Origin of the sequence: Pseudomonas sp. lyk4-R2A-8 (assembly GCF_030209095.1) — a bacterium.
Classification (GTDB): domain Bacteria; phylum Pseudomonadota; class Gammaproteobacteria; order Pseudomonadales; family Pseudomonadaceae; genus Aquipseudomonas; species Aquipseudomonas quebecensis.
In genome coordinates this window covers 1-17,428 of sequence record NZ_JARVSS010000014.1, presented here as the reverse complement: position 1 = coordinate 17,428, position 17,428 = coordinate 1, and the positions used below count along the sequence as shown (strand labels likewise).

22 protein-coding genes are annotated in these 17,428 nt (G+C 60.0%); 3 read left to right on the top strand and 19 right to left on the bottom strand.

What is annotated here, in order from left to right; genetic code table 11:
• Nucleotides 1-17: 17 nt before the first annotated feature.
• The 11 genes from QRN10_RS14530 to QRN10_RS14480 form a co-directional block, all read right to left on the bottom strand.
• Entirely contained in the window at nucleotides 18-644 is a 627-nt protein-coding gene (locus tag QRN10_RS14530; RefSeq protein WP_285428612.1) for an FmdB family zinc ribbon protein, read from the bottom strand.
• Nucleotides 637-2,631: a DNA cytosine methyltransferase gene (locus QRN10_RS14525; protein WP_285428611.1), complete on the bottom strand. Its 1,995-nt coding sequence runs from the start codon at nucleotides 2,629-2,631 to the stop codon at nucleotides 637-639. Before QRN10_RS14525 ends, QRN10_RS14530 begins: the two co-directional genes overlap by 8 nt.
• A 62-nt stretch (nucleotides 2,632-2,693) precedes the next feature.
• Nucleotides 2,694-2,912: a hypothetical protein gene (locus tag QRN10_RS14520; RefSeq protein ID WP_285428610.1), complete on the bottom strand. Its 219-nt coding sequence runs from the start codon at nucleotides 2,910-2,912 to the stop codon at nucleotides 2,694-2,696.
• Between the two features lie 3 nt (nucleotides 2,913-2,915).
• On the bottom strand, nucleotides 2,916-3,179 hold the full coding sequence (locus QRN10_RS14515) for a hypothetical protein (RefSeq protein ID WP_285428609.1): 264 nt from the start codon (nucleotides 3,177-3,179) through the stop codon (nucleotides 2,916-2,918).
• Nucleotides 3,180-3,237: 58 nt separating this feature from the next.
• Nucleotides 3,238-3,549 (bottom strand): hypothetical protein, encoded by a 312-nt coding sequence (locus tag QRN10_RS14510; protein WP_285428608.1) that lies wholly within the window; start codon nucleotides 3,547-3,549, stop codon nucleotides 3,238-3,240.
• A gap of 62 nt (nucleotides 3,550-3,611) precedes the next feature.
• Nucleotides 3,612-6,410, bottom strand: a complete 2,799-nt coding sequence (locus QRN10_RS14505; protein ID WP_285428665.1) for a toprim domain-containing protein — start codon at nucleotides 6,408-6,410, stop codon at nucleotides 3,612-3,614.
• Nucleotides 6,411-6,421: 11 nt separating this feature from the next.
• A complete protein-coding gene (locus QRN10_RS14500) occupies nucleotides 6,422-6,667 on the bottom strand; it encodes a hypothetical protein (RefSeq protein ID WP_285428607.1) in 246 nt (81 codons plus the stop codon).
• Between the two features lie 70 nt (nucleotides 6,668-6,737).
• Nucleotides 6,738-7,112, bottom strand: coding sequence for a hypothetical protein (locus QRN10_RS14495; RefSeq protein WP_285428606.1), 375 nt, complete (start codon nucleotides 7,110-7,112; stop codon nucleotides 6,738-6,740).
• Nucleotides 7,109-7,402, bottom strand: coding sequence for an Ogr/Delta-like zinc finger protein (locus QRN10_RS14490; RefSeq protein WP_191955231.1), 294 nt, complete (start codon nucleotides 7,400-7,402; stop codon nucleotides 7,109-7,111). Before QRN10_RS14490 ends, QRN10_RS14495 begins: the two co-directional genes overlap by 4 nt.
• Nucleotides 7,399-7,872 carry a YmfL family putative regulatory protein gene (locus QRN10_RS14485; protein ID WP_285428605.1) on the bottom strand — a complete coding sequence of 158 codons (474 nt, stop codon included), beginning with the start codon at nucleotides 7,870-7,872 and terminating at the stop codon, nucleotides 7,399-7,401. Before QRN10_RS14485 ends, QRN10_RS14490 begins: the two co-directional genes overlap by 4 nt.
• 29 nt (nucleotides 7,873-7,901) lie before the next feature.
• On the bottom strand, nucleotides 7,902-8,102 hold the full coding sequence (locus QRN10_RS14480) for a DNA-binding protein (protein WP_082036869.1): 201 nt from the start codon (nucleotides 8,100-8,102) through the stop codon (nucleotides 7,902-7,904).
• A gap of 21 nt (nucleotides 8,103-8,123) precedes the next feature.
• On the opposite strand from QRN10_RS14480, the gene QRN10_RS14475 reads away from it, so the two are divergent.
• From QRN10_RS14475 to QRN10_RS14465, 3 genes are all read left to right on the top strand, one after another.
• Nucleotides 8,124-8,546 (top strand): XRE family transcriptional regulator, encoded by a 423-nt coding sequence (locus QRN10_RS14475; protein ID WP_416146527.1) that lies wholly within the window; start codon nucleotides 8,124-8,126, stop codon nucleotides 8,544-8,546.
• Nucleotides 8,547-8,627: 81 nt separating this feature from the next.
• The gene (locus QRN10_RS14470) at nucleotides 8,628-9,422 is read left to right on the top strand and encodes a zinc ribbon domain-containing protein (RefSeq protein ID WP_285428603.1); all 795 of its coding nucleotides are present in this window, start codon (nucleotides 8,628-8,630) and stop codon (nucleotides 9,420-9,422) included.
• Nucleotides 9,423-9,558: 136 nt separating this feature from the next.
• Entirely contained in the window at nucleotides 9,559-9,723 is a 165-nt protein-coding gene (locus tag QRN10_RS14465) for a hypothetical protein (RefSeq protein ID WP_198712369.1), read from the top strand.
• A gap of 31 nt (nucleotides 9,724-9,754) precedes the next feature.
• Here the strand turns inward: QRN10_RS14465 and QRN10_RS14460 are convergent, their stop codons facing one another.
• The 8 genes from QRN10_RS14460 to QRN10_RS25185 all read right to left on the bottom strand — a co-directional run bounded on the left by QRN10_RS14460 (nucleotide 9,755) and on the right by QRN10_RS25185 (nucleotide 17,384).
• Nucleotides 9,755-11,026 (bottom strand): phage late control D family protein, encoded by a 1,272-nt coding sequence (locus tag QRN10_RS14460; protein ID WP_285428601.1) that lies wholly within the window; start codon nucleotides 11,024-11,026, stop codon nucleotides 9,755-9,757.
• Nucleotides 11,023-11,463 (bottom strand): phage tail protein, encoded by a 441-nt coding sequence (locus QRN10_RS14455; RefSeq protein WP_198712367.1) that lies wholly within the window; start codon nucleotides 11,461-11,463, stop codon nucleotides 11,023-11,025. Before QRN10_RS14455 ends, QRN10_RS14460 begins: the two co-directional genes overlap by 4 nt.
• Nucleotides 11,464-11,468: 5 nt before the next feature.
• Nucleotides 11,469-14,906 (bottom strand): phage tail tape measure protein, encoded by a 3,438-nt coding sequence (locus QRN10_RS14450; protein WP_285428600.1) that lies wholly within the window; start codon nucleotides 14,904-14,906, stop codon nucleotides 11,469-11,471.
• Complete coding sequence (locus QRN10_RS14445; protein WP_198712365.1) at nucleotides 14,896-15,015, bottom strand: GpE family phage tail protein; 120 nt, start codon at nucleotides 15,013-15,015, stop codon at nucleotides 14,896-14,898. The genes QRN10_RS14450 and QRN10_RS14445 overlap by 11 nt, the downstream gene beginning before the upstream one ends.
• An 8-nt stretch (nucleotides 15,016-15,023) precedes the next feature.
• Nucleotides 15,024-15,359 carry a phage tail assembly protein gene (locus QRN10_RS14440; protein WP_285428599.1) on the bottom strand — a complete coding sequence of 112 codons (336 nt, stop codon included), beginning with the start codon at nucleotides 15,357-15,359 and terminating at the stop codon, nucleotides 15,024-15,026.
• 49 nt (nucleotides 15,360-15,408) lie between these two features.
• The gene (locus QRN10_RS14435; protein ID WP_285428598.1) at nucleotides 15,409-15,924 is read right to left on the bottom strand and encodes a phage major tail tube protein; all 516 of its coding nucleotides are present in this window, start codon (nucleotides 15,922-15,924) and stop codon (nucleotides 15,409-15,411) included.
• Between the two features lie 57 nt (nucleotides 15,925-15,981).
• Complete coding sequence (locus QRN10_RS14430) at nucleotides 15,982-17,151, bottom strand: phage tail sheath protein (protein ID WP_285428597.1); 1,170 nt, start codon at nucleotides 17,149-17,151, stop codon at nucleotides 15,982-15,984.
• Nucleotides 17,152-17,258: 107 nt separating this feature from the next.
• Nucleotides 17,259-17,384, bottom strand: coding sequence for a phage tail assembly chaperone (locus QRN10_RS25185; protein ID WP_350310266.1), 126 nt, complete (start codon nucleotides 17,382-17,384; stop codon nucleotides 17,259-17,261).
• Nucleotides 17,385-17,428: the final 44 nt, after the last annotated feature.

Genomic DNA, 17,428 nt, shown 5'->3' with positions numbered 1-17,428 from the left:
AAGCAAAAGGAATACGGTCATGGTGCGTTCCCCGCGCCGCAGTTCGGGCAGTCGTCGAAGCGCTGACGCTCGCTGAGAAAACGCCCGCAGCCTTCGCAGTTGAGCCTGTCGCTGTAGATGTGGTTGCGCGGGCGCTTGAGCCTGGGCATCTTGAGGCCGACTGAGCTTAGTGCCTGCTTGTGGTCGAGCAGCGCGGCCGGGACCACCGGCCGGGAACGCTCGACGATATATCCGCATGGCCAAAGCACGAAACCTTGGGCCAGGTATCCAGCGGCATCTACCGCGCCCGGGTGGATGGCGTCATCCAGGTTAGCGGTTGGGCCTTTGCCGCCGCGCCACACAAGATCATTGCCGTCCCACTCGCGTGCGTAGGCGATGTATACACGGCCGTCTTGGTTGCGGTAGGCCTCGGCCTCTGACCTGGTGAGGTACTGGCAGTCAACGCCGACCTCTGCTCGGGTGCGTACGTACTCCACTGGCCAGGGCAGGTCGGTTTCGCGGCATTCGTACTGCTTTACTGCGGGCTCGCGCTTGAACTGCTCAGCCTCGTTCAGGTTCGAGGTGTAGCCGCCGCCCGCTCGCCAGAACATGGCCCGGCTGCCGACATTGCTACGGCTGTCCTGCAAGAAGAAGAGGTCAGACATGACCAACCTCCTGTTGCGCCACGCTCAGCGCAATCGCTACCGGCTGCACCCAAACTGACACGTTGCTCAGCGTGAACGTCTCTCCAGCCTCAGAAAGCAGCAGCGTCATGCCAAACACGTCGGCCATCGCTCTCGCTGCCGCGCGCGGTACCGCGTTGCCGATCCGCTCCCGGTGGTTGCCATCATTGATGCCGTCCAGCATGAAGACCCCAGCCTGTTCGATCTTGCGAACGCGCTGCATCCGCTCAATCTCATGGGCGGTCTGCGGGTCTGATGACCAGTGGTCCTCTGGATCAAACAGCGATTGCAGCGCGGCCAGCTCCAAGGTGGTGAAGGGCCGGTGCCAGGTGCCGTCGAGGCTGGTGATCATGCAGGTCAACCGGTCATTGGGCGCTGGCATGCGCTGATCGGCAACCGACCACCGGCCGTTGTCGTGGCAGGCGCTGGCAGACACTGCGCCGGCCGGAGTGTTGTAGTCGACAACTCCGTAGTGCCCGCCGGTCAAGTACGCATCGCCCTTGGAGCGCGACATGCCTGGGCGCGGATCTGCGATAGATAGAGCCCCGCTGGCAACCTGTTGTGACCCTGTCACGGTTTTGGCGCTCTCGCACCAGGGCGTGATCCGCAGCTTTTGGGTGCTGGCGTTCGGGTGCCAGTTTTTGTAAGCAGGATCTGCCACGGCGAAAGCGCCTTGCCCTGTGGTGCTGCCGGCGATCACTGTGCCTGCGGGCTTGCTGTAGTCGGTGACCAGGTACTTACCGAAGCCTTTGGACGGTTGGCGTGGGTCGGCTACGGCCTGCCCACCGGAGCTGGGGCCGTGGCCTGCGGTAACCGTGCCGGCGGCTTGGTCATTACGTACCACGCGGAACACATTATTGTGGCGTTCGCCGCCCATGCGCGGGTCAGCAACGCTAAATGTCCCTTGTCCTGGGCTGCGCTGACCGGTGACCACACCGCAGTGGCGGTCAAAGGGCAGCACTCCGTACTGGGTGTATTCGAATTTGCTGGTCGGGCGCGGATCTGCCACGGAAAACTTGCCGTTCATGGGCCGGCTCGCACCTGCAACCACGCCGGCTGTATCGTCCCAATCGACAACCCCGAGCACGCCGTTGTGGTATTCCGGCACGATCACGAAGTCACGAAGATGACCGTCCTCAATCGCAAACCGACTCAGGCTGCGCCAATCCTTGCCCGCCTCAACAAGAGCCAGGCGTACCCAAGTTTTCCACTGCAATGCCGGCACCCGGTGCATCGGCCCCGCCTGATCGATATCGCCGGCCAGCGGCATGCGGCTTAGTACATCACCGACAGCGCGCAGGCTCCGCTTTTCAGGTTCATACAAGAACGCCGGGACCTGCTCGACGTGCCTGGCCACCAGCAAGAAACGCTTGCGGCTCTGTGCCAGCCCGCCAATTTCGCCACAGTCGTGGGTGCTTTCCGCCACCGCATAGCCGTAATGGCGGAGCAACTTGGTGATCTGATCCAGCAGGTAGCGGCCACGGGTTGCCAGGCGCGGCACGTTTTCGAACACGATCAGCTTCACCGGTTGGTGCTTCCAGGCTTCGCACATCAGCCACACACACCGCAACGTCAGCTCGTTGAGCGCTCGGTATTTGGGAGTCTGGCTCATTGTCTCCGAAAGGAGGCCCGATGCGCCCTTGCAGGGACTGCTGATGAATACCGCGTCCGGGTCTTCGTTGCCGGCGGCGCGGCGCAGATCCTCGGCGGTGGCCTCGGTCCAACCGGCTGGCGGCTGCTGGCCGTGGAACGCTGTGTACTGTTCGCGTGTGAACAGGTCCATCAGCGTGCCACGCACACCGGTCATCATCTGGAAGTCGCGCAAGCCGGCCGGGTCGACGTCGACGCCACCCAGACAGCGCCATTCAGCGTGCACGGGGCCCAGGACTGGTTTGGAGTCGCTGAAGCCGGCGGCGCCGCTGCCGAGTCCGCAGCAGAGGTGGAAGTGGGTGAGGGTACGTTTAAGCATGGTGCTTCTCCTTTCAGGCAGTGGGGGAGTTGCAGCTCCCCGTGTCCCGCCTGTGTTGGGTATCAGTGTGCGTATCGACGCGGTTTGTTCTGTCTGGCAGCTTCACGCTCGGCCATGAAAGCCGCCCATTCCGCCACTTTGGTCTGTTGGCGAATACGGCTACATTTCTGGTGTTTGCGGGTGGAGCGTGCTTTGCCGCAGATATCGCAGCGGCTCGGCAGGTCAAACCGATGGCTTGCCATGGTCGGACGCTCGCGTTCAGGGCCAACGTGCTTAGGCATTGATCACAGCCCTCCCATAACCATGCGTGTCAGTGCATTGGGCTGGCCTTCGGGCGTCAGCTTATCGAGGGGCTGCGTAACGCTGCGGCCGTTGGTCGCGCGCAGGGTGGCAACGTTACCTTCGATCCCTACGATCACGCCTTTACGTGCGCTGAGGCGATATTCCCGGCCACCGCCGCTCATTGCGACGTAGCTGACCTTGTCGCCGACGGCAAGCGGGGTTGTGGTAGCCTCTGCGATGCCGCCTTTGGGTTGATTCACTTGCATGGTGCTTCTCCTTTGGGTGGTCGGTGTCGAGGGGTTGCAGCCCCTCGGCACCACCTTCTTATCGGCTTTCGCCCGTTGGGTTTTGCTTGCGCACCAGGTGCAGCAGCAGGTTTTCATACTCGATAAAATCATCCGTTTGCGACTGCCATTCCAGCACTGCCTGGATCTGCTCCCGGCTGCATTCCAGCACCAGTAACTCTGTTTCAGTCTCCGCACGGACCTCTAGAATGGTGATCAGTCCGGCTGGGTCGTACGCTTCGGCATGAATGACTTTCGCTGGCCGGGTGAACCACGCTTTCAGCTCTTTCATGTGCCGCAGGCGATTGTTCTCGCCGTCTGGGCCGTCACCGGTGATGACTTGTACATGCATGGTGCTTCTCCTTTGGGTGGTGTCAGGCGTTGCAGCGCCTGGCAGGTATTGCCGCTGATGAATCAGGCCTGGAAGTGCCAGCACTTCACGATGGGTTGCTTCGTAACGACGGCGTTGGTCTTATTGGCCTGATGAGCCCGTACCGCGCTGTCAGTCGCCTTATTGACGTCGAGCAGCTTCCGCGAGCGGGAGTCTTTTAGGCGTTCGCGCAGCTCGCCGACGTCAGCAATTTTCTGCCGGTTTTCTGCGGCGCATTTCACGAAGTCGTTGAGGTTGATGGCGATGATGTGGTCTTTCTTGCTGTGGTTGACCACTGGGCCTTCGGCGTCCAGGCCTTCCAGGTATTCGTAAACCTCCCAGAATTCAGCAACTACCGGATGGTCGGAGCTGATCGAGGCTTGGCGCTCAATCGCCATGCGGATGATCTGCGAGCGGGTGTGCTCCACCTGCGCGTCGGTGAGCGGCACCACCATGCATAGGCAGTCGAGCAGGGCGAGCATTTGGGCGTGGTTCTTATTGATTCGCTCCACCCGGATGTAGCCGCGCAGCTTGTTGCCGCAATGGCTGCATTCGCTGTGCTCGTCTTTGAATGGGGTGTCGCAGGCAAAGCAATGGGAGTGCAGGTTGCGCAACTTTGCCTCGTAGCCCGCTATCCGCTGGCCGAACAGATCCATCACCTCCAGCTCTTTACGCACTGCCTGCAACACAAAGTTGCTGAGTCTCGAACCTTCCAGCGCATTGAGCCGATCTGCCGCCGCACGGCTTTCAGCGGTGACGTTCGGACGCACGAAATGCAGTTTGACGATCCGGGTCATGATCGCCTCTGACGCCACCACAGGGGCGTTCTGGCTGATGGCAATGGTGCCGCGAAACGGTGGTTCGTAAGTTTCGTTACCGGCGGTTTTCACACCCTTGGTCGCCAGGGTGCCGCCGCCGTAGTAATCCTTGAGTTCGTCCCATTCGAAGGTTTTGGCGTGGGCCTTGTCGTCGCCGCTACGGTCTGATTCCAGCAGCACAATGGGCATGCCAGATACTTGACCCATCAAGCGACTGCGGCCGGCCTTGGTGGATTTGGACGGGTCAAATCCTTCGTATCCGTCGCGGCCCGCGAGTTTCCACAGCAGTGTGAGCAACGTGGTCTTGCCGGCGCCGGCCTCGCCAGTGGCCTCAAGGAAAGGAAACGACTGGTACCGGCTGCGGATCTGTTCGGCGAACAACGAGCCAAACCAGAAGGTCAACGCCACGATGCCCTGGGCGCCAAAGCACTGCCACAGAAGCCCAAGCCACTGGTCATCGTATTTTTTGCTGTCCTTTTCCAGATCGATCTTCACACCCTTTTGCAGAGTCTTGAGCTTCAACTTGCCCATCTCGAAAAACTCTTCTTCGTTGATGTGGATCACCTGGCCTTCGCGGATGGCGACGTCGTTGAACACGTAGCAGTGGTATTCCTTGCTGTAGCCCACGTAGTCGATGGTCTGAACGGTCTTGATACCGAAAAGCTGGTCTTTCATGAGTTTGTCCAATTGTTGTCCACTGCCGGTGAACACGGCTCCGGCACCCATGCCGAGAAGTCTTTTCTTGAATTCGCTGGCAGCGGCGACCTGACCGCCCGTGAAGGTGTTTTTCACGGAACCGCCGTCGTGCGGGAAGTCGACGCGGAAGAAGTACCAGGACTCGTCGGTGATCTCGTTGCGCTGGAAATAGAGGGCTTTGGGGTAGCAGTTGGCGATCTCGACGACGCAGCCGGCCACGTTCAGCGCCTTCTCCCGAAGCTGCTTTTCATTGAGTGTTTGGGCTTCGTGACCATCGCTCTTTTCGAGGGCTTGCTTGGCGCTGTTGTATTTCGCCAAGTCCAATTTCCACCAGTACAGGCGCGAGTCGAAACAGAAGTGGAATTCCTCCCGTTCACGCCATTGGTACATGAGCAATGCCTTGTCGCTGGCACTTTCTGCGATCAGCAGGGCGCCCTGGTGGCGGGCTTCTCTCAGGTCCGTTTCTATGCGATCAGCGCGAACTTTTTCATCGTCGATAAATGCCCAGCGTTGATGCAGATCGTTCCAGTCAACCTTCCGGGCGTCGGGCTGTGAAACCTGGGCTGCCTCGCAGATAAAACCGAGTTCGCGGGCACGGTTGACCCACATGCGGGTGTACTTGTGAGCGCCTGGCTCGTTGTCCAGCGCCCAAACCAGTTTGGGGGTTTTACCGCCGCGAGCGGTGACCAGGGCCTTCAGTGATTCCTCTGGAAAGGCGTTTGAGGACAGCGCCGCAACCGCAGAGATACCGTTTTGAATGAGCGCTATGGCGTCGAAGATGCCTTCAACGATCCACAGCTCGTTTACTTCAAGCAGATCCACGCACGGCGGGCACCACCAATGGCCCCTGTAGCTCTTGAGGGGTTGGAAGCGTGCCTTCTTCTTACCGAACCGTGACGGTTGATCGATCAAGCGCTCCCAGTAACCACCGTGCTCCAGGGCGAAGCGCACGGTGGCAGAGCCAATATTCAGGTCGCGATCAAAGTAGCTTTCCTGGGTGTACCAGCCCTCTAACAGCTCGACGCGGAAACCTCGGGCAAACGTCAGGTACGCTTTTGCACTGGCGGCGGGCTCGTCACGGGTTGCAGGTGCGCGCTTACTCCAGTCGTCGAACAGGTCCGGGTACAGCTCTTTGGTCGGAGCCATATACCGGCAGTTTTTTTCGCGGCCACACCGGATGAACCAGGGTTCATCGTGGCGCGAAAACAAACGTTTCTGATTGCACTGCGGGCAGGTGCCCTTACGCATGTAATGCGTGCCTTTCATGTGCTGAAGGCCGTAATCAGACTCCAGACGCTGAAGCACGTCAGCGCGGATCTTGTCTTCCATGGGCTTGCGAATCACTGCACATGCTCCGCAGCCGTAACAACGAGCTGTTTTTTCAGCTCGCTGCGCGTCTTGCAGATGCCTGCCAGATAGGGCAAGTCCGCAAGAACCTTGGGCGCCCGCTGACCGCTCGGCACATTCCGGTAGCGATCGGAGTACCAAATATCAGCCATGGTGACTTCGTACTGGCTGGTCAACCACAGCAGGTACTGCTGCGCCTGTAGTTCGTCCAGCTCCAGTTTTATGGTGATTTTGCTCATTTGGGCCACCAGTAAGTTGCAAATTCCCCCTACCCACGCGGTGCGGGCATTCATCAGGGGCAGGGGTGAGTTAGTTCGGGAGGTTGCGAGTCAGCAGCAAGCGCGTGGGTAGCAACCGTGCCGAAACGGGATGTCGCTGTTGGGTGCGGTTGTCGAGCAGCCAGATCACCGGGCGGACCGGGTCGCTTGTGGGGTGTACACCAAGCCAGGCAACGCGCTTGCTTGTCATGCTTTCAAACTCCGCAATGGCAAGTTCAGCGATGCGCTGCACCAGGTGCTGGGGTACCTCAAGCGACAGCGTCAGATACCGAACGCAGTTGTCCAGCAGTTGGCAATCGCCGGCCAGGTGCTCGCAACGATGACGGTAGAGGTAGGCCACCGCCGCTTGTTGCATTGCTGCACGGTAGTCACTGGCCGGGTTCGTCGTCAGGGGGATGGTGTTCATATGGTTTCGGCCTCCATTTCCATTTGGTCCAGCAGATCGGGTTGATCATTGGCGGTTTTCATTGCCTGGCGACGAATGACCACGTCCGCAATCGGCAGCTTCACCGCCGGGTTGGGCATGCCGCTGGGGCTCAATTCGTGGGTCATCTGAAATTCAGCGCGTCCCGCCCAGCCGCAGGCTTCATTGGTGCACTGCAGGTAGGTGATGCGCAGGAAGATGTGCTGGCCTTCGCTGGTACGAATGCGCATGCGGCCGTGGCAGTGAGGGCAGACCAGCTTGTAGGTACTCACAGGCTGGCTCCCTGACTGTACAGCTGGATCGTCGCAAACACCTCGGCGTAACGGGCCGACATGTAGGTAATAAGTGCAGCGATGATTGCGTCGGCTTCACGCTTTTCAATAACACCGTCGTCCAGAGCCGCAGACATGATCTGGTCGACCTTGCCCCGCTTGGCCGAGGCCTTGAGCGAGCGGCTGTACAACTCCACGTTGTCCAAGGTTTCCGGGAGGCTCAGCGGTACGAACATGCCGCCGTACATGGAGGCGATGTAATCGGCCAGGAAAGTGGTGCCGGCGACTTGTTCCAGACGACGGATGTGTTCGTCGGTGAGCGGGCGGCTACCGGCGTTCTCGTAGGCTTGGTTGTCGAACTTCTTCAGCGGCATGCCGAGGTCTGCCGAGGCGTATTCCCGACCGCCTGGGTAGGCGCCGATGACGGCCATGACGACGCTTTTTCTGCTGTCTAGAACTGGGCGTTTCATCTTCTGGTTTCCCCTTGGAGCCAGAGGCCCTAGTTTGTGATCTGGCCGTCTTTGATCCCGAGCAATACAGCTGCTCGATGCGCTTCACCTCGACGGCCTTTTTTCCGGCCGTTCAGCAAGTCGCTGACCAAATTTTTGTTCAAGCCATGTTGGCGGCTAAATTCGGCAATGCTTTTACCCTCGCGATCAAGAAGCGCGCGGGCTTGCTCGGGGGTCTGTAGGGCATGCATAGTGTTCGTCCGTGTTTAATCGTGTTCGACGAGAAGGATTCTTGGGCAGATTTCTGTTCAAGTCAACTTATATTGATCAAAAAAATGCTCATTTCTTCAGGGGTCGGTGAACGCCTGCGGGAAGAACGCGAGCGGTTGGGTAAAAACCAGACCGACTTTGGCGTCACCGCTGGGGTAAGCCGTGGGACTCAAAAGGCCTATGAACTTGGGTCCAGCTCCCCCGACGTGCGCTACCTTTCTGGGCTGCAAGAGCTTGGGGTTGACGTGCATTACGTGTTGACCGGCGCTCGCGTCGATATCGATCTCAACAACCTCAGCGAGATTGAATCAGCCGTGTTGGGGAACCTGCGGCAGATGTCCGAGGACGACCGTAATGTGCTGTTGCGAACGGCGGCGGCATTTGCGAGTGCTGCGAGCCTGGCAGGCAACAAACCGCAAAAGTAGCGAATTGCACCCGGAGAAATGGATTTGAAACGCCGACCATGAAGGTCGGTTTTTTGTGTGAAAAAGAAAGGAGCTGTTCGGATGGCGTTGAAACCCTGTAAATCCTGTAAGCACAACGTGGATGCCACCGCAAAAGTCTGTCCCAACTGCGGCGCTAAAAATCCCGGCCTGAGCTCGGGCCAGAAGGTATTCAGGCTAGTGACATTGTTGGTCCTAGTCGTTGTTGCTGTTTCGATGTGTTCGATCGCGAGTAAAGACAACCCTGCTGAATTGACTGCGAAACAAGATGCTTCAACTGCTGCTTTGCCCACTGCCTACGTAATCACTAAAGATGACTTCCGCGAAGGCCGGCCTCGTAAAGTTGAAGTCCTGCTTCCTAAGCGCTTAAACAACGCTGACCTCGCGAAAGTGGCTGAAGCCGTTCGTGCCGATACTAAGTTCAAGGCTGACAGAACCTTCATCGGATTCCGCATCGAGGGGCAATCCGATAGGGCCTTCTGGGCAAATGCCACGTTTGATCCCGACTATAAAGCCTCGCTTATCGGTTTGAGCCTACACGATTACCAGACCCTGAAAGCGCTTGACCTGAAGGCCTACCCCAACAGGATTGGGAGCTGGTTACGGGATGGCGCGCCGGGATACGTGATGGTGTTGTTCAAACAGGGTGACAAGTACCTGATCGACTCCGTTTTTCCTAGTGGGGGGAAGAACACAGCCACGTATGTTGGCAAGCAGCTCCCGGACGGCGGCCTGCGTCTCGATGACCCGGAGACTGATTTCAACGAACATTATGTGGTTGATGCCAAAGGCAACTTGCAAGGCTGGGGTGAGAACGGCGTGTACATGACGCTACCCCCGTTTAATCCAGCTCAGTGACGTAACAAAACACATAATTTATTTGCCCAGTGTCCGATGACACGGCAAAACGTGTTGGAAATTAGCTGTTCCCCGGGAAACTTTAACGGCGCCGTGTGGGCGCCGAGTCCCCGTTGCGTGTGAAAGGAGTATTCGCATGATGGAGAACAGCGGTGTATCAGTGAGCAAAGTGCAGATCGTAGATGCGAGCTGCCTTAGCGATCAGGAGGTGATGTTGCTGGCAATGTTCCGATTGATCAGCCACCAGCGCCAGAAAGATTTGCTGAGGTTGTTGGAGGTCTTCACTCAGGCAACAGATTAAACGCTAGCAGGCCCCGGACATGCTCCGGGGTTTATGCCTGCTGGTCAGCTTGAACTCTCTTCCACTCCCGATCCACGGCCCGCTTGGCCGATTTTTCTGTGGCATACAACCAGTGCAGTCGCCTCGGCCTGCTCTGATCTCCTGCCGTAACTGTTTTTTCCTTCCCGGTTTTCTCATCGCGATAATGAGCAATGATTCCCGTGTAGTTGCCTTTATCCTCTTCCGCCATGTCCTCGACGTTGTCTTCTGGCAGTTTGCTTTCCAACTCCAAACTCACGGTGTAGCCACCGTCAGCGGTGAGGCTGTGCTGCACGTTCCCGCCATACCAAATGATTTCGTCAATCTCCGCCTTCACGCCCTGGAGCGTATAGGTCAACTCTGGGATCAGGTCCGGCCGGCCCATTGCCAGGCTGTAGCTGAGCGTGGCGCTGCCGCGTTGCAGGCGCCGAAACTCCGCACGGGCCGCGCGCAGCGCTGACTGCTGATCGCTGTACGTATGGCGCAGGTCCTTGAGGTTGTCGCCGCCGCCAGCAATGGCTTCCTGTTTCTTGGCGCTGTTCACATCGTAGTAATAGGCCCGCACACCGTCATAGCTGTCGCGGTCGGCTTGCAGGTACCGGTGCTGGTCGCCATCTGCGCGAGTGAGGGTGATGTGCGGCAGATCCAGCCCGCTGGCAGTCTTACCGCCGCCCGCCGGCAGGCACAGCAGGCACCCGGCTTTAACGCTGGCCACCGCATCGAACTCTTCGCCCAGGCGGCTGATCAGGTTGGCGTCGGATTCGTTGGCCTGGTCGAGCTGCAGGATCGGCAGGCCGTCCAGTGCGCCAGCGATGGTGGCTGTGAGACCGTTGCCAATGGCGATATCGGCCAGCACTTCGCCGAGAGTGGTGTTGCTCCAGCTGCGCTCGCGTTTGGTTTTGAGGCCCTTTCGCAGGTCTGCTGATCGCGCGCGGATGCTGAGCACGTCGGGCGCGCCGCTGTGTTCGGTTTCGTCGACGGTGTAAGTGCCTTTGTCTACCAGGCCGGTGTCGCTCCAGCCCAGCCACAAACGCAGCACGGCGCCCTTGGGTGGAATCGACAGCAGCCCGTCGTGGTCACTGAGAGTAATAGTGAGCTGATCGGCCTCGACGCCACGGTTGTCGGTCAGATCCAAGCTCATCAGCCGCGGACTTATCTTCTGAGCGATATCGTTGCCGTCTACCATCAGGCGGAACGCCGGCACGGGGTAAGCGGCGTCCCGAACGAAACGCTCCGCTGTGTCCCTGAGGAAACCGGTGACCTTGGACAGCGCGGCGTCAATCACAGCAGCCCCCTCAGAATGCTGAGGCCAGTACTGGTCGCAGCACCGAGCAGATCGATACGGTCGTTATCGGTGCGCTTTAAAGTCAGCGTGAACTCAATGCGCCGTGGCGTGCCGTCGCGGAAAAACAGCGTCTTGGTCTCGCTCAAGCTTTCGATGACCCACAAGCCATAAATTCGACCGGTGCCCTCGACCATCGGCCAAGCCTTGCCGGTGTTCGCCATCAGGCGCAGGGCGTCCAGACTCAGAGTACTGCCGGCCAGTTCCGGCAGTAGGATGCCGGGCAGGGTGATGGTGTCCTCACCGCGCCCGACAAATTGCAGTGCAGGCGCCGCGCCGACACGGCTGTTGCTGGCATGGCGCCAATTCGTTTGGCGCTGCAGCTCCTGGTAAGCGAGGGTCGATAGGCTGAATACGAACATGCCGAGGCTGAGCATCATGGTGATTAATCCCGGTCCGATAACTTGCTGCGCTGACGGGCGCGTTTCTCGTTTTCAATCTTGCTCAGCATCGCGCGCAGGCTTTTTTCCATGGCCTGTACGTCCATGCCCGGCGCCGCTTGGATTGTGATTTGGTAGGTGTCGTGGCTGTCGTACACCGCTGGTGCGCCCGCGCTGCTGATGGGGGGACGATCATCGACTGCCAGCGCAGGCATGGCGGTCGCACTGAGAGCCAGCGTACCGGCGGCTGTGAGTTGTTTGCCCATGCTCGACAGCGCGTTGAGCGGGCCTTTTTGTCCACCCTCCAGGCCCTTTGTCAGCCCTTCCATGGTAAAGCCACCCAGCTCAGCGAACACCCGCGATGGGCTGTGGATGCCGAGCTTTTCCTTGAACCAGCCGATGCTGGAATCGCCGATGGATCCGATGGCACCTTTCACGGCACCGAGGCCGGCGGTTAGGCCGTTGACCAGGCCGTTGACGATCATCCCACCGAACTCGGCGAATTTCCCCGGCAGCTCCACGCCGAAGTAATTCATCACGCCGGCGAACGCCTGGTAGAACATGCCAAGCGGGCTGAAATTCATGATCAACTGCAGGATGCCCGTCAGCCCCTGGTCAAAGCTGGCTTTGACGCTGGTCCATAGGTTGACCGCGCCGGTGGTGATTGAGCTGATGCTCTGCAACAAAGTCATGATCATGTTGCCGATAGCGGCGCCGAAGCGCTGGCCCATCGACTGCGCGGCGCTGCCGACGTCTTCGACCGGTTTCAATAAGTCGCTGAACCAACCGATTACGCCGCTGATGCCTGAAGAGATCATGTTGAACAGCGGACGCACGATGCTGCCGAGCAGCCGCAGTGCAGAGCCCACGACCGGAATGGAGTAGGCCGCTTTCGCCAAGCTGGCCAGCAACTCGCCGAACTTGCTGAAACCGGAAAGCACCGGCTGCAGGGCTTCTGTGAGTCCCTGCCAGAAGCCGAGGAAGAAGCCCTTAATCGGCTCCCAGTATTTGTAAATCAGCAATGCAGCAGCAACCAGGCCTGCGACAGCGGCGATCAGCCACCCGACCGGGGTAGCCAGTATGGCCGCGCCTACCGTGCTGATTGCGCCGCTGAGCATTGGCAACACGCTGACCGCCGCTAGCCGTGCGGAACTGATCAACGTCGGGATGACGCTCACCATGCCGCCGGCGGCCCGGCTGGCCGTGACGGTTTTCCAGATCCTTCCCATCCGGCCGACTTCTACACCGGCGCCTGCGGCCGCGATGCGGGTGCCGATCAATTGAGCCTTGATACTGCCCAGGCGTATGCCGAACATCGCCATCCCATAACGCAGCACCGCGAAAGGGCCGAGCATGCTTGCCATGGTCAATGCCAATGTGCCGAAGACCACGGCTGCAACGGCTACAGCCGCCACGACTTTGACCAGGCCCCCGGCCAACTTAGGATTTTCCCTGGCCCAGGCACCAACACCGTTGGCAAGTTCGCCCAGTGTGTTGATCAGCTCCTTTAGCTCGGGAGCGACTGCCGCGCCGAACTCGGCCATGGCGTTGGTGAAGCTGCCCTCGGCCGCTTCCATGACGTTGGTCAGTGTGCCGAGCTGCTCGTTGACACGGGTGCGCAGGTCGGCCTGGCTCTGCAGCTTCTGTTGCACCTCCTGATACCCAGCTAGCCCCTTGTTCATCATCGTGTTCAAGGTGGTCAGGGTTTCGGCATCGTCACCGAACAGCTTGGAGATTACGGCGGTCCGGTCGGTGTCATTCAGAACCTTGAGCTTTTCCACCTGCGCATACAGGTTCTCCAGCCCCGCGAAGTTGCCGTCGTCGTTGGTGAACTTCAGCGAGATACCCTTGTTGGCACCCGCTGCGATTTTGTTGGCTTTGTCGACCTTGTCCTTGTCCAGTCCTGCCTGGAAGATCTTGCGGAAGGCGTTGCCGGCGGAACCACCCTCCATGCCGGCCTGGTCCATCATAATCAGCAGCGGTGCCAGTTCCTTGGCTGCATCGATTCCTGATTTTTTAATGACGTCCATCACCGGCGCGATTTTGCTGAAGCCCTGCAGCATGTTGCCGGGGTCCACACCCGCGTAAAAGCCACGCTGGATGGTGTCCATCAGCCCCATCATGTCTTTCTCGGTGGTACGGGTGGCGTCTTGCATCTTGGCAGCGAACTCGGCCGCTTCGGTGGCTTCCATCTTGAGTTGGACGCCGAGGTAGGCGGCCGCCTCACCGGTGCCACCCAGGATGCTCTGCGCGCTAAGCCCCTGGCGCCGGAGCATGGTCATCATGTTCTGAAAGTCGGCCGTGGTGCCTGGCAGCCGGTCGCCAAGCTTGGTGGCCAGGTCCGTGATTCTCTGGAAGTCCTCCGACACTTTGCCGGTGTCGCCCATCATCGACACCTTGAGCTGCGTGGCCGAGTCCTCGTTCGGGGCGAAGGCTTTGATTGCCGACACCACGGGGCGGCTGGCGGCGTAGCCCGCACCGAGGCTACCGGCGCCAGTTGCAGCAACGCTGCCGGCCAGGGCCTGGGTTCTGTCATAGGTGGCCCGCGCCTTTGCCAGGCTGTCCTGCTTGCGCTTCAGCGCGTCCAGGTGCTCCATCTGCAATTTCATGGCCTGGGTGGCTGTGTCGATATCCCGCTTGAGCTTCAACTCGTGGGCGCCCAGGGCACTGGTGTTGATGCCGGCTTCCTTAAGCTGCGCGCCGAGGTTGGCAAGTTTTACTTGCTGCTGCCCGTACTGCTCACCCAGGCGTTTCGACTCGGCGGTGTGCTGTTTCAGGAGCGTGAGCTGGTCCTTGAACGGTGTTTCCAGCCGGCGGATCTCGTCGCGCAGGCCTGCATGTCCTGCGCGACTGGTGCGCAACTGTGCGTTATTCAGGGTGAAGCGGTCGGCCAAGGTTTTTTCTTTGGCGGCGAGCTGATCCAGCTGGGCCTTACGCTCCCGCTGTGCCGCTGTGAGGCGGGTGTATTCGTCCCGCTGCTCGCGGGTCAGGACATTACCCTTCTGCATTACCGCATTGAGCGCGGCGATCCGACTGCCGGACTGCCGGTGTTCGTCGCTCAACAAGCCCAGGGCATTGCGTGTCCCGGTGAGTTCGCGCTTGAGGTCGACCTGGCTGACTTTGAGCGCGTCGACCTTCTGACGGGACTTCTCGAAAAGCGCTTGGGTCGGTGCGAGCTGCTGACGAACCTTGGCGGTTTCGCGGGCGAGTTCGCCCACCTTGGCGTTGTTGGCCGCGAGCGCCTCAGATGTCGCGCGCGTGGCGGCTTGCTGCTCGTGCCAGGCGCTCACGTCGCGTTGCTGGGTGTTGAGTTCTTTGAGACGGTCACGAGCGGCTTTGAGGGCGCGTGCGGTTTCCTTGCTCCCTCCCGTGATTTTCGTCAGCGGACCTGTGGCCTTGTCGATGGCGCTGAGCAGCACCTGAAGTCTCAGATCATTCGCCATCGGTGGAACTCCGCACCCTGGCGCGCTCGCGCCAGTCCATCAGGTCTTGCAGGCCCAGCTGATTCATGTCAGCCGGTGCCCAGTGGAAAACCACGGCCAGATCGGCCATGGCGTCTTCTACGCGACGAGGGATGCATCCGTCTTCGCCGACTTCTGCAACAAAAAACCAGAGACCTTGCTGCTCAAGGCCAGTAGGTCGGCCGGGTCCATGCTGGCAACCTCGATGGCGGTGATGCTCGGCGAGCTGATGCGCGGCAGAACCTTGATCAGGCTGCCTACATCCATCTGCAGCAGCTCCACCAGGCTTACGCCGCGTAACTCACCTGAGTTCGGTTTGCGCAGGGTGATGCTGTCGATGCTGGTGGTACCGCGACGGATCGGCGTGTCGAGGGTGACGGTGTTGTCGTCGGCCAGCTGCTGCACGTCGGGCTGTTCGATGGTTTCGTTCTTCATTGGGTTTGCTCCTGGTGATTGAAGTGTGGGGCTTGATCGAGCGGGCGGGTCAGATGCCCATGGCGGTTCGGTGCTTCTCCAGCATGTCCACGCCGTTGACCTTCTCGACGAAGTTGAGCAGGTCGATTTCGATGATTTCTTCACCGTCCACGGTCAGCTTGTAGTAGCTGCAGGTGGTGGTCATGGAATGTTCGGTGTCCTCACCGGGCTGGGCGTCGCCCATCTCGATGGTTTCGTGGCGACCACGCACGACCACCTCCACGTTGCTGACTTCGGCGGTATCGTCCTGCTGATACGGGCCAGAGAAGCGCAGAGCCACGCTGGAGGCATTGACGGCGCCGAATTGACGCAGGGAAATCAGGTCCAGACCGCCGGTCTTCCATTCGAACTGGATACCGTCGTCCGAGAAGCCGAGGTCGGCTTTGACCGGGCCATTCATGCCGCCGCCGCGATAGGCTTCCATCTTGCGGCCCAGGGCGGGCAGGGTGACGGTCTTCGCCACGCCGAGGTAACTGTTACCGTCATTGAACAGATTGAGGTTTTTGAGCTTGCGAGGCATTGCCATAGCGGTGTTCTCCGGGAAACGTGTTCAGGGCGAACTCCCCTTGCGGGGAGGCCCGATTTAGCTGTTGATGCCCTTGGCGAAGTCGATCAGGTAACGGTCGGTGATTCGCTGGCGGAAGGTGAGGTCTTCCAGGGGCGGCACAGGGGTGTAGTCGTAATCCACCCAGAGCTTGCCGGCCTTGAGGGTGTCTTTGGTGTTGATGTCGTCCGGGTACCAGCTGCTGCCGCCGATCAGGTAGCCCTGGGATTTCATCTCGCGCATCTTGGCGTTCACGCCCTCGACCAGGTCGCGCACCAGGGAGGCGTGCATTGGGCGGTCAATCGCCCACATGTGCGCCTCGGCCATGGTGTCGGCGAGGATCTGCGCGGTGCGGGTGTAGTTTTCGAAGGCGAACAGCGGATCGTCGCTGCAGGTGCGGCTACCCCAGAAGCGGAAGCCGTTGGCGTTGATGAGCGTGGTCACTTCGTTGCTGTTGAGGTAGTTGGCGTCGGTGGCTGGGTTCTGCAGATCCCAGAACACGTCGGCGCTGATACCGGTCACACCGCTTACAGCCACGTTGGAGAGGGTTTTGTGCCAGCCCGTTTCCTGATCGATCTTGGCTCGCAATCCCAGGGCACGCGCAACGGCCGAAGCCGTGGTGGTCTTGTTGGCGACGGTGTCCCAGTTCAGGAAGTCCGGCCAAATCACCATCATTTCGCGTGCGCCGAAGTTCTCGCGGTACGCCACTACCTCTTCCTTGGTCTTGCAGTTCCAGGCGCTGACGTAGGCAAAGGCGCGCAGGTCTTTGGCGATTGCGCCGAGGGCGGTGGCCACCGGCAAACTGTCCAGGCCCGGCACGCCGAGGATGCGCGGCGTCATGCCCACTCGTGACTTGGCGGCGAGCAAGGCTTTCATGCCGGTGTACTGGCCGGTCGGTGTGGTGCCACCGATCAGGGCGCTTGTGGTGGCCGCAGCATCGGCGCCTTCTTTGACGCGCACCACGATGACGTAGGGCTTTGTCTGATCGGCGATGCCCTGCAGGCTCGCCGCGAGCGTCCCCTTGATGCCGGCTTTGCCGACGGCGCTTTGCACGTTGGTGAGCAGGACGGGCGTATCCAAAGGGAAAACGAAAGGGTCCGCATCTTCAGCCGTGCAAACCATGCCGATAACTGCGGTGGGAATAGTGCGAATGGGGCGGGTGCCGTCGTTGAGTTCGATGACCCGCACGCCGTGGAGATAATCGGCCATGGGTTGGTGCCTGCGCTGTGATGGAATGACAGTGCACAGGCTGCCGCGCGCGCGCCGGTTGGGCGAGCGCGGGCACTTGTAGGCGGGCAGGTTACAGGGGGATACCGTCAGCGTGTTTGTTCAGCGATCCAGCTGGGAGGAACGGGGCGAGCCTCTTTCTCCGGGAAGTCGACCGCTGCAGGCCAGTCCCTCAATGCCTGAACGTAATCAAGCAGCTCACCGGATTGCTGCACGGTCAGGGTGGTAGGTCGGTCTGAATCCACCTCATCACGGTGCC

Excerpts from the sequence above, each read along its gene's own strand:
- QRN10_RS14470 (WP_285428603.1), top strand. The coding sequence starts at position 8,628 with ATGGCGTTGAAACCCTGTAAATCCTGTAAGCACAACGTGGATGCCACC.
- QRN10_RS14500 (WP_285428607.1), bottom strand. The coding sequence starts at position 6,667 with ATGAGCAAAATCACCATAAAACTGGAGCTGGACGAACTACAGGCGCAG.
- QRN10_RS14435 (WP_285428598.1), bottom strand. The coding sequence starts at position 15,924 with ATGGCAATGCCTCGCAAGCTCAAAAACCTCAATCTGTTCAATGACGGT.
- QRN10_RS14440 (WP_285428599.1), bottom strand. The coding sequence starts at position 15,359 with ATGAAGAACGAAACCATCGAACAGCCCGACGTGCAGCAGCTGGCCGAC.
- QRN10_RS14530 (WP_285428612.1), bottom strand. The coding sequence starts at position 644 with ATGTCTGACCTCTTCTTCTTGCAGGACAGCCGTAGCAATGTCGGCAGC.
- QRN10_RS14455 (WP_198712367.1), bottom strand. The coding sequence starts at position 11,463 with ATGATGCTCAGCCTCGGCATGTTCGTATTCAGCCTATCGACCCTCGCT.
- QRN10_RS14465 (WP_198712369.1), top strand. The coding sequence starts at position 9,559 with ATGATGGAGAACAGCGGTGTATCAGTGAGCAAAGTGCAGATCGTAGAT.
- QRN10_RS14485 (WP_285428605.1), bottom strand. The coding sequence starts at position 7,872 with ATGAAACGCCCAGTTCTAGACAGCAGAAAAAGCGTCGTCATGGCCGTC.
- QRN10_RS14520 (WP_285428610.1), bottom strand. The coding sequence starts at position 2,912 with ATGCCTAAGCACGTTGGCCCTGAACGCGAGCGTCCGACCATGGCAAGC.
- QRN10_RS14430 (WP_285428597.1), bottom strand. The coding sequence starts at position 17,151 with ATGGCCGATTATCTCCACGGCGTGCGGGTCATCGAACTCAACGACGGC.
- QRN10_RS14515 (WP_285428609.1), bottom strand. The coding sequence starts at position 3,179 with ATGCAAGTGAATCAACCCAAAGGCGGCATCGCAGAGGCTACCACAACC.
- QRN10_RS14445 (WP_198712365.1), bottom strand. The coding sequence starts at position 15,015 with ATGGCCGATCTGGCCGTGGTTTTCCACTGGGCACCGGCTGACATGAAT.
- QRN10_RS14525 (WP_285428611.1), bottom strand. The coding sequence starts at position 2,631 with ATGCTTAAACGTACCCTCACCCACTTCCACCTCTGCTGCGGACTCGGC.
- QRN10_RS14510 (WP_285428608.1), bottom strand. The coding sequence starts at position 3,549 with ATGCATGTACAAGTCATCACCGGTGACGGCCCAGACGGCGAGAACAAT.
- QRN10_RS14505 (WP_285428665.1), bottom strand. The coding sequence starts at position 6,410 with ATGGAAGACAAGATCCGCGCTGACGTGCTTCAGCGTCTGGAGTCTGAT.
- QRN10_RS14480 (WP_082036869.1), bottom strand. The coding sequence starts at position 8,102 with ATGCATGCCCTACAGACCCCCGAGCAAGCCCGCGCGCTTCTTGATCGC.
- QRN10_RS14495 (WP_285428606.1), bottom strand. The coding sequence starts at position 7,112 with ATGAACACCATCCCCCTGACGACGAACCCGGCCAGTGACTACCGTGCA.
- QRN10_RS14450 (WP_285428600.1), bottom strand. The coding sequence starts at position 14,906 with ATGGCGAATGATCTGAGACTTCAGGTGCTGCTCAGCGCCATCGACAAG.